This is a genomic window from Sphingobacterium sp. GVS05A (genome assembly GCF_019969845.1).
GTDB lineage: Bacteria > Bacteroidota > Bacteroidia > Sphingobacteriales > Sphingobacteriaceae > Sphingobacterium.
The window spans coordinates 1-10,492 of the sequence record NZ_JAHXYR010000014.1 but is presented as its reverse complement, the minus strand read 5'-3'; the positions used below and the strand labels follow the sequence as shown (position 1 = coordinate 10,492).

Genomic DNA, 10,492 nt, shown 5'->3' with positions numbered 1-10,492 from the left:
TCCCCTCTGACATTAACTTGGTATAGCTATCATAAAGGTGTCGGATCATTAAATAGGTATAATACACCGAATACAGTGCTACCGAAATGAAAAGATATGGTATAAAAAAATTAAAGACATCATTATGTGAGGGAAAAAAAGATAATGAACTAAAAAAGAATAAACTAACCGCAAAACTAAGCAGGAACGGAATCACATAATGGTATCCACCTATTCTCTTTTGCTCGCCCATAGATGTGATAATAACAATTACATGAAAAAATACGACCTGCATGAGATGGAGGTTGAATGCGACAAAAGGAAGAATATATTGAAATGAACTACCAGGAACCTGAATCATTAAATTAAAGATCCAGTTAAAAATCATCTGACAGAAATAGATCAATAACAGTCTTTTAAGATATCGTTCGATAGATAAAATTCGATCTCCGTATGCAAATAGCAAAAAAAGTATACAAATGATAGATGATGCGACCGGGGTTGCGGCAATTATGATTTGGTAAAGTTCATTCATAGGAGACCAATAATATTAATATTCGAAATAAATGACTATAAAAAAACGCGCAAACTAGAAGGGTACTTTTATAATAGTATATAAATTTATTCATTTTCACTCACAATTGGATATAAAGAAAAAAAATATTTTAACCTTACACCCCGTATGCAAATTCTTTCAATTGAAATCTCATAATGTTGTTTAAAAGTAGGGAGACGGTCGCTAAAAGTATTCGTTTAACAGAAATCACCCACGATCAAACGCATAATGATTTGTCTTGGCGGGATTATCTATTTTGAGTTGCTTTATATTGTTGAATACAATCTGTTCTACTCTTTCGATCAATATCCTATCATTTATACTTTTTGAAATATAATCTGATGCACCTAATTGCAATGCTCTACTAATCTTGTCGCTGTCTAAATCATCGGTATACATAATAATCTGACTATTGGGATACAATTTCTTTAGATGTGGAATACTATCGATACCATTCATAAATGGCATATTGACATCCACTAAAAAAACATCCGGATCTTCAAATTTAGCTTTGAATGATTCCATGCCAACTGGAGAAGAGGCTTCTAACACTATTTCAAATTTTGGATTCGTGTGCTGGGATAGCTTCGCCCGTGTAAAAAATCTAATGATTGAAGAATCATCGATAAGACCTATTTTAATTGTTTCAGTGTACATAATTATCAACTTTACTTGATTTCTACAAAGAAATAGAATGCTAACAACCACAGCACTGCTTTTGATAAAATCATTAGTGACATATAGTCAATAACATGTTTTTACCTTAAATCTCACTAAATTTAGAATTCGCCGAATGATAATTGCATAAGCCACAAAATATATGCAATAGAAAAAAAACCGTATAAACACTTTACAGCAATTTCACTTTGTAATAACTGAAATTTCTATATTTAAGTTGTCTACGCAACTTAATAAATAACACCTTGATAAGTATATAGGCCCATTTTGATTAGTCTCTTAAATGACACTTATTAAATTAGTAATTGCTCACTTTTACCGATATATATTAAGATTACTCTAGGATGTCTTCGATCAAATTAATACTAATAATTTAGGCTTAATTGAAATTGTAGGTTTTGCTTCCAAACGAATTTAAATATAAAAATTTTACTATTCGTCATAGGCAAAGATTCTTGTATCTGGTATATTAGCTACCATATTTCCAGTGTACTGACAATTCCAATCTAATGATTTCCGAATAAGATAAACAAAATAACTAACGAAAGATAGCCCCTGTCATAAGAATTGTTCCATGAGAACAATTCGTTTTAATGAAGTTCCCTTTTTGCCTAATTTTTCTAATAACTACTCCACGTACAAGAGGACGTATTATTTTATAACCAGGTCTTTTTCCGCAATCTTAAGACTGTGGCCTCGGCCTGCATCCAAGATGGCAACCAATAGATAAGAGCCTGGCAGTAATTGCTCGCTCAGTGGTAGATTCAACCGCTGTTTACCCTGTGGCATAATGGCAAAATAGGCAGGCTCAGTCTTGATCTCGGCCCCAGTAATTTTATTGGTGATTTCTAACCTCACAGTGCCTGTCTTATTAATCTGACCTGTATTGGCAAAGGCCAATTGTACCTGTCCATTTCGCATGGTGCCAGTCGGACCAGTGTAGGTCATGGCATTGATCTCCATATCGCCAAGCGAAGCACCTAAAGGATTGTAAAACACCTGTATTCCAAACTCATAGGCGACCAGTATCCCTATTCCTGATTGATCAGCGTTATCTGACTTACTGGGATTGGTCTGGGTCAGGAAAAGCATGCTATTGTAAGCCGATTTAGAGGCAAGCTTATGTGGTACGGCACAGCTGATTGTCAGATTTTTACTCTCGCCAGGGCCTAGTTCAAAATTGTTTTCGCTCACTTCAATCCAATTCGACATAGATTGCGCCATACTTCCGTTAGGATGGTACTGTCGATTTCCGGTACTGTCCCTATCCCAGTCACTAAGACTAGACGTAAAGCTATAAGTCTTGGTCTTGCTGCTGTTGGTCATCTTTACATTTCTGCTGACAGTCTGCCCAGCCAAGCCCTCAAAAGTAAGGGTAATAGGAGATACTGATATATCCTGCGCCGCAGCTGGAATAACGAAAACAAGAACCAGTAGGAGCTGATGAACAAAATGCTTCAATTGGAGGTATATAACTTCTATTTTAATCATTATCTTTTATTGTTAGTTGTCACTTTTATTTTTTAATACACAAGTAATCAATCCGCTATGAATACCCGACACGACCTTATTGTCTGGACCAGTCATTATTATTTTCTTCGAATCGGTCACTAAGATACTGTATTTGACAGCATATTTTTCCCAAAAGCTGGTTCCGTCGTTATGGCACTGTAAATAGCTTTACCCTGTTGACCTCTATCGGATCCTGTCCCGATGCAGATTCAATCTGCAATACAGATACCCATATGCTGATATCGCCACCTGAGCGCGTAAAACTACTACCATTAGCCTTTGCTCCGATGATATATAGTGCTATTTGGCTTGTACAACATCAAAATACACATTATCTTTTTATTGTACATATTTTTGTTGGCACTTTTAGTGCCTATATAGCAAAATAAGGGAACGGACAGTTAAAAGCGTACCGTCCCCAAATACCGATTTACTAAATTATGATACATTTACTATGGCACCCTAGCTTTTTAGCAAAGCTACTGGCCAGTTCTAATCTTTTATTAAGGAGCTGTTACTGTAAATACAAATGTTGCTTTATACGGTTCTTTAACCCCAGTTGCCAAGGTATTATTTACCGGGATATCATACTTAACATCATACCCTTGCCCAAAGGCTGTAGCTGTGCCTCCTGTAAAGATGTCCTGTGCCATTGTAGTTGGCGTAATAGCTGTCCCGAAAGCTCCTTCTCCTGTTTTGGATGCAGAGATACGCAGGATATCTAAAGGTAGTGTCGAGTTTGCAGAGGTAAAGTTTGCCTCGTTGGCCTTTACAGTGATCTTATAGGCTCCTGTAGCTACCGCATTGATCTGATTTGTAATGATCTGTGTCTGCTCATTATTATATTTATCAGCATTGTCATACACGAAACTTAACTGATCTGCTCCTGTAGCACCACTACCACCTTCACCGCCACCACCGGCACCAAATACGTCTTTAAGTTCTACATTAACTGTAATCGTACGGCTATCTGCGGACTGTGCCGATGCAGTATTATACCCTAATCCTGCTGTTAATAATATTGCCAGTCCTAAAATTTGCTTTTTCATTGTTTTTGTTTTTAAATATTAAAATTATTGATTACTTACTTGTATCCTGTTTTCGCCCACCACTTATTAAGGAGCTGTCACTGTAAATATAAATGTTGCTTTATATGGTTCTTTGACTCCAGTTGCCAAGGTATTATTTACCGGGATATCATACTTAACATCATACCCTTGTCCAAAAGCTGTAGCTGTGCCTCCTGTAAAGATATCCTGTGCTGTTGTAGTTGGGGTAATTGCTGTACCGAAAGCTCCTTCTCCTGTTTTGGATGCAGAGATGCGCAGGATATCTAAAGGTAATGTCGAGTTTGCAGAGGTAAAGTTCGCCTCATTGGCCTTTACTGTGATCTTATAGGCTCCTGTAGCTACCGCATTGATCTGATTTGTGATGGTCTGTGTCTGCTCATTATTATATTTACCAGCATTGTCATACACGAAACTTAACTGATCTGCTCCTGTAGCACCACTACCACCTTCACCGCCACCACCGGCACCAAATACGTCTTTAAGTTCTACATTGACTGTAATCGTACGGCTGTCGGCGGACTGTGCCGATGCAGTATTATACCCCAACCCTCCTGCTAATAATAATGCTACTACTAAAATTTGCTTTTTCATTGTTTTTGTTTTTTAAATGTTAAATTATTAATTACTTACTTGTATCCTGTTTTCAATTATATGATACGATCCATGAGTGAATACTCCTAAAGCATACTCAAATTTTCATTACAGTTTTTTGATCTCTACGCTTCTGCGCATATCTTTCGATGTAAAAATAAGATACTGTTTTTCAATACTTTTAACCACCGAAATATGCTGCTCATTATTTTCTATATGCAATGGAAGACGACTTACATCAGCATATATTTTGTACTTCGCTTCGGGTAGGTATAGATTAAATGCCCCAACATTATTTGTTGATGTTTGGAATCTGACGTTTTCATCATCAACCGAAATGGCTAGGATTTGTATCCCCGACATATTGACGATTCCTTCTCTAATATATTCGTTCTGAATAACCTTGACCTCACCGGTAATCCGATTGGTCTTCACCAATGGAAGGGGATGTTTCCTATTTTTTGAGAGTAAGACTGAACTGTTGGCTCCTTGTAGTAATGTCCAACCCTCCATGTTTGATATTTCTGGAGTGTATGTATCACCCACTGTTCCATTGAAATTTACCTCCCCACGTTTATTGGATACAGCAGAAAGATCATTGATCGAAAGGAGTATATCCGATAGCAGAGGTTCTCCTTTATCCCGGATACCGTTCCTATTCTGATCGTCAAAACAGATATAAGTCAGCTTTCGTACAGATGAATTCCGTTCTCTACCTAATTTCTTCTCCACTCCAATACGGATTTGTCTAGAGGTATAGAGGTCTTTATCACCCCAATGTATAATAGGATCCTCATAGTTTATTCCTGTTTCAGGATTATAACGTGTCATCAGAGTATATTTATTGACACCATAATTTACAGAAGCTGTAAAAGCCCAATCGTTCTTGACATTCCATCTACCATATATATTCAGCATATAATTTTCGCTTTTATTGTATCCATAGTAATTATACATCAGCGAATAATTGACGCTTAACTTGTTTTCTAGGCCGACAAATGCTCCTGTTGGCCCAATAGTAAATACATCATACTCTTTTTTTCCTACGTTGACCAAAGCATCAGACAAGTAATAAGGATTGTGTTGATAGTATGCAGTCAGTCCCCATTGCTTAAAGCTATAGGAAAAGTCTGTTTTTAATGAATAAAAAGGTGCCGTAGGCCGTCCAGAAGTATTCTCCGATGTATACCCATGATCCGTCGATAAGCTCATGCTATGGTCCATGTGATGCAGGTTGAACAACAATTTCGCCCGATATGATTTCGACATCCAGTCTGTAATTTGGGGCTCCTTATCTGCAGCGATCTGCGAAGCCATAGATTGGTACATATAGTAGGGATACATACCGACACGCAGCTGTTCACTCAATTTAACACGGTACCCCAGCTCATAGTTCTGCTGCTCTGAATAGTTCGACCGTCCAAAAGAAATATTCGTTAATGTAGTGTTCAAAAACTTGGGTTTGTTGCTCTGGAACCGTACCGAAGCTGACAAGGACTCTTTGTCAGAGATCCGCATACTTCCGTTTCCATTGAATACGAATAAACCTCTATTGAACCCTCCATAATATGGGCTACCGTAGAATACAGACAGATTTCCAGCAGTATTATTATCAACAGCAGATTTCCAACGATAATTAAGGCCTAAGGTGTATCCCAGCTCCTGCTGTTTATTCATTTTAGATGTGGTCTGATAACTAACACCTGCATCAGCGGTCAGCCAATGCCCCATTTTATGGATCAGGTTCTTTTTTATGGTATAAAGCGAAGTATTGAGCTGGCTATAATCCTCCTGTGCATTGAGGAGTACCATCTCCAGGTTTTCACGCTCAGCTGTTGCATCACGATAGGTCGCAGCAAGGGTATACCCCCCTCTTTTCCACAGATGATTGTCGGTAAGCAGCATATTATCATTATCAATAGCTGTAATCCCTACAGTCTTATTTTTATCCAGATTGTAGCTCAGCTTCCCTCCTTTTCCACTTACATTAAAACCGTAGTTCTCATTGACAGATCCCAAATGTACATACCATCGTCTTGTTTTCAGATATACATAGGTATCACTCAGATTATATTTTGACTCATTTTTCAGATAGGAATTCAGATTCAGATTGTATCCCCACTCTTTCTTTGTTTCCCATTGATACCTTCCCGATCCCGCCAATTGTACCGAAGAAAAATTATTGGCGTTAATAAAATTCAGGCTTAACACATTCGGACGGTTGGAATATATGTCCTGATAGTGCATGACAAGGTTTCGATTATGTGAAAGTGACATAATCCGAATATTTTTTTGAGCAATAAGCTTACCATGCGGATCTATCGCCTTTATTTTTACCGCAAAATCAGCGGTGTTACTAGGCGCCCCTACATTCGTCGCGTTGATTTGGATAAGCTGATTTTGCCCCGGCTCAAGGACAATCTCGTTATTGTCAAAATCAAAGCGAAGACCTTTGGGCACATCTTCAAATTCCAATTTAAAGGATAAGGGCACCAATCCAGAATTTATAGTCCGAAGCTCCAATTCGGCGGAACTACTGAACTGCCTCAAATAAAGTTCATTATATGGAGTCTCCAATAAGAGCCCGGATTTTGCATCTAATAGTACAATAAACTGCGTAGCATAGATATTTCTATCTGACGAATCTACATTATAATACGACGTTGAGAAATCCTGGCTGGTTGATTTTATGGTATTCTGGTTTGCAAAAAACTTAATCGGCACTTGTTTAATTTCACCTCCGGCTAATACGATGCTATCCGGCAATTTAAGTAAGGCATTTTCATTGGCATTATCCTTATATTTCCGAAGGACTATCTCACGATCAGATTTATTCTTAAATGCAAGAAAATTTGAAAATGTTTCTCCGGGTTTTACCGTTAATGTATCTTGTACAAAGCGAATATCTATCTTAGACGTCTGAGCTGTAACAAGCAATGCATTTATCATAAAACCAACAGCAAAAACAATCCGCGGAAGATTTTTAAAAATTATGTTCTTTAATATTTTATTGCAATTTAAACTCATATTATTTCTCAGTTGCCATTATCAAATTATGATATTGTCAAACGCGTATATTCATTTGACAGAACAAAGAGAAGGAGAATGTTTTTGTTTATTTACGTCAAACATATATTCGTAATGACAAAACGTATAGTTTTTTGGTAAAAAATACAAATAACTGAAAATCAGTGTTTTTAATTTAAAAATTTACTTTTAGTCACCTTTTTTATTACAACATCTCTATTTGATTTTCCCTGAAATCAACCGATAAATTTTAAGAACAAACTATCATACAAAATATCATACTCTTTTATACGAAATAAAAGATCACAAAGAATATATATATGTTTATTTGCTAGATACATCCTCTTAAATTTTGAGATAACACGATATAATCAAAATAAAATATTGAAAATAATAAGATTACAAAAACTAGGGAAGCAATTAAAATGGAGCTTTATGAATTATAAAAATATCAAATCATTCCAACTATGATCATCTTCGAAACAAAAACAAAATTATTATCAAACAGTCCTGAAAAATTTTGGCGAAATTGTAATTAATGCCATACTCCTTAATCACTATTTGCCCATAAAGGGTGTTATTTAGTGTTTTATATGGTTCTTGCCATATGGAGAGTAATAAAATATAAAAAAGAGATCATTGAATACTCAGCAGATATTGATGCCTCATCATTGGGCTGGCTCTACCAGATATTCTGGTGTTTGGTTCTTTTGTTTCCCGCACCATTTTTGTATTACTTCGCTCCAAAAGCTGTTCTATCTGCATATACTGCCTAAATTATAACATTAGCGCTTATTACTATTTTTAACAACATACTATGTTATAATATTTTTTCCAAAAACTTTCCACTATTAACAGCAGATATGATATTCCATGCGAGGGACAGAATTAGTGCATAGCGAAAAAGTAGTATTATTGATCCAGTAGCTTACATCAATAAAATATTATATATTCTCATGGAATTTGCTTTGATCGATAAAAAGAGAGCTCCAAAACTCGAGGAGCTTGGAGCGCAAACATTACCCCATACTGGGCAGCAAATGACTAGTTGTATAAATGTGAAATAACTTGTACATAAGATTTTAAATTCAGATACACTATTTCTATGTGCTTGAATTTCCTCTGTGGTATTGTTATTGTGGCGTCAACGTATAAGTAATCGTGCCAGTATAGACACCTCCTACGGTAGCTCCGATTGGGAGGGTACTTAGTATATTTTTTGCCTCGTTACTAGGTATACTATATTTTATGCCATATTTTTTATCAATGGCTATTTCATCGTTTCCTGTAATAAATAACTGAGGAGAGGTAGATAAATTCACTGTATTGAACCCGGCAGTATTTTGCCCGGTAGCAGGGCCTAGCTGAATCGCCGACACCGGTATACTCAGCTCTGAATCAACGCTGGTAAAGTGAGTACTGTTGGCTTTCACACTAATCGTATAAGGCTGCAACTGACTCACAACAAGGTGATCAGGATATTCCTTAGATACTCCTTGCTGATAGTCATTTACACTCTCCAACTTTAGATCAATCTGTGTTGTACTGACCGAAAAACTGCTTAGATTTGGAACATGTATATTAAGTACTCGTGAGTATTTTTTGGTAATATCTCCTGTATAAGAGTCTTTAAAAATTAACTCAATAGGCACTGTATAAATACCTGGCTTTCTAAAATATTGCTTCATGCGCGCAGATGATATAGCAAGGCTTTCCTGACCCAATAGAGATTTGTTACCTGGGGAGATATTTTTTGTCCGCAATATTGTGGGGTTATCCATATGCAAAATTACAGAGCCAGTTCCCATATGGTAAGTAGCAACATTTATGGGTACAGGCTCAATATTCATATTATCCAGACTTTTAGCGACAAATACTGGAGCTGTTGCCCTAAGAATAGTGGAAAAATCTATTGTATGTAGCACCGTCTTGATTTCAGAATGCTTAACATCTAATCCAGATAAATAATCTGCGCTACCGTTTACATAAACATCCCATACTGGGGCCCAGTCGCTATCTGTCATCTCACTCAGCAGCGGTACATCTATCGCTACAGGCATTGTCCTATTGGGCACCAGCCTACCACCATTACTATTCATATCATATAGAAAAACATTCATCCCATACCTTTGTTTATACCAAGCGTAATTGGAGAAATTTGGAATACTGAACCATAAACCAAATTTTGTACCTTCGGGGAATGTGGCGTTACTTTCATTCACCAAATTAGAACCCATGCCACTTGCCAATATTGTATGGCGCATCGCTCCGTCACTCGTTGTCAATCCAGCTTTGATAGACCTCGTGCTTAGCCTCCAAGAAAGCTCAGGTCTATTCGTTATATGTGTGACAATATCACTTAGCGCATAGATTGAAAAAGTAGAGGGTCTAGTACTAGTATTTTTTTCGAAAGTAATCTGAGCCCCCACTGGAGAGATAGGTTCCGCAGCGCCTGAAGATTGTAAAAAATCAGCCTTAGTAATATTTATTGTTGTATAATTCTGTGCATTGACTACCTCACTGGACAACAAAATACCCAAAGTAGCTACTATATATCTAACATTCATAATTTTTATTCCTATTATTTTTCACCTAAATAAATTTATTATTTATCCTTTTTCTTACTTCCTGTTCTACTAATAAAGCATTCAACAGAAATCAAATTGATATTACACTTTCACACTACGCTAAGTAGACTTCATATCGGGTCCTTTGAAAAGATATTCCTCAATAGAACGGATTTACCCTTTTAATTCCGAAATAATATGCTTTGTTCTGTGATAGCTTTTGACACTTTTAAAACCCACTGTATAGACAAGTTCCTCCTCCTCAAAGCCTTTATAATAAGGATCCGATCGAAGAGCTTCAATTTCGTGCATCCGACAAGTATTTATAAATGTACTGAAATTCATACCATAATACTGATTGATAAAATTTGACAGATAGGTTCGATTGGTCCCTAATGGTGCCATAAGATCTGTAATTTTAAGATCATGACTTAAGTAAGGTTTTTCAGCATCCATATATTCTTCAAAGACCACGGGATCAATGGGATTACCTGCGATATTGTCGTCCGAAA

7 protein-coding genes and 1 pseudogene are annotated in these 10,492 nt (G+C 36.7%); all 8 read right to left on the bottom strand.

Going from position 1 to position 10,492, the window contains the following annotated elements; all coding sequences use genetic code 11:
* Positions 1–367: hypothetical protein (locus LC454_RS26210; protein ID WP_223585385.1), on the bottom strand; the 367-nt coding region annotated here is incomplete at its 3' end.
* A 375-nt stretch (positions 368–742) separates the two neighbouring features.
* A complete protein-coding gene (locus tag LC454_RS26205; protein WP_223585384.1) occupies positions 743–1,192 on the bottom strand; it encodes a response regulator transcription factor in 450 nt (149 codons plus the stop codon).
* Between the two features lie 672 nt (positions 1,193–1,864).
* Complete coding sequence (locus tag LC454_RS26200; RefSeq protein ID WP_223585383.1) at positions 1,865–2,704, bottom strand: hypothetical protein; 840 nt, start codon at positions 2,702–2,704, stop codon at positions 1,865–1,867.
* A gap of 524 nt (positions 2,705–3,228) precedes the next feature.
* A complete protein-coding gene (locus LC454_RS26195; protein WP_223585382.1) occupies positions 3,229–3,774 on the bottom strand; it encodes a hypothetical protein in 546 nt (181 codons plus the stop codon).
* A 66-nt stretch (positions 3,775–3,840) separates the two neighbouring features.
* The gene (locus LC454_RS26190; RefSeq protein ID WP_223585381.1) at positions 3,841–4,386 is read right to left on the bottom strand and encodes a hypothetical protein; all 546 of its coding nucleotides are present in this window, start codon (positions 4,384–4,386) and stop codon (positions 3,841–3,843) included.
* 108 nt (positions 4,387–4,494) lie between these two features.
* Positions 4,495–7,335 (bottom strand): hypothetical protein, encoded by a 2,841-nt coding sequence (locus tag LC454_RS26185; RefSeq protein ID WP_223585380.1) that lies wholly within the window; start codon positions 7,333–7,335, stop codon positions 4,495–4,497.
* A 1,211-nt stretch (positions 7,336–8,546) separates the two neighbouring features.
* Positions 8,547–9,980: a hypothetical protein gene (locus LC454_RS26180; protein WP_223585379.1), complete on the bottom strand. Its 1,434-nt coding sequence runs from the start codon at positions 9,978–9,980 to the stop codon at positions 8,547–8,549.
* Between the two features lie 174 nt (positions 9,981–10,154).
* Positions 10,155–10,492 (bottom strand): annotated as a pseudogene (locus tag LC454_RS26175) (hypothetical protein); the annotation flags it as partial.

Bases quoted from the DNA above. Each gene is read 5' to 3' on its own strand.
- LC454_RS26180 (WP_223585379.1), bottom strand. From the start codon at position 9,980: ATGAATGTTAGATATATAGTAGCTACTTTGGGTATTTTGTTGTCCAGT.
- LC454_RS26200 (WP_223585383.1), bottom strand. From the start codon at position 2,704: ATGATTAAAATAGAAGTTATATACCTCCAATTGAAGCATTTTGTTCAT.
- LC454_RS26190 (WP_223585381.1), bottom strand. From the start codon at position 4,386: ATGAAAAAGCAAATTTTAGTAGTAGCATTATTATTAGCAGGAGGGTTG.
- LC454_RS26205 (WP_223585384.1), bottom strand. From the start codon at position 1,192: ATGTACACTGAAACAATTAAAATAGGTCTTATCGATGATTCTTCAATC.
- LC454_RS26185 (WP_223585380.1), bottom strand. From the start codon at position 7,335: ATGATAAATGCATTGCTTGTTACAGCTCAGACGTCTAAGATAGATATT.
- LC454_RS26195 (WP_223585382.1), bottom strand. From the start codon at position 3,774: ATGAAAAAGCAAATTTTAGGACTGGCAATATTATTAACAGCAGGATTA.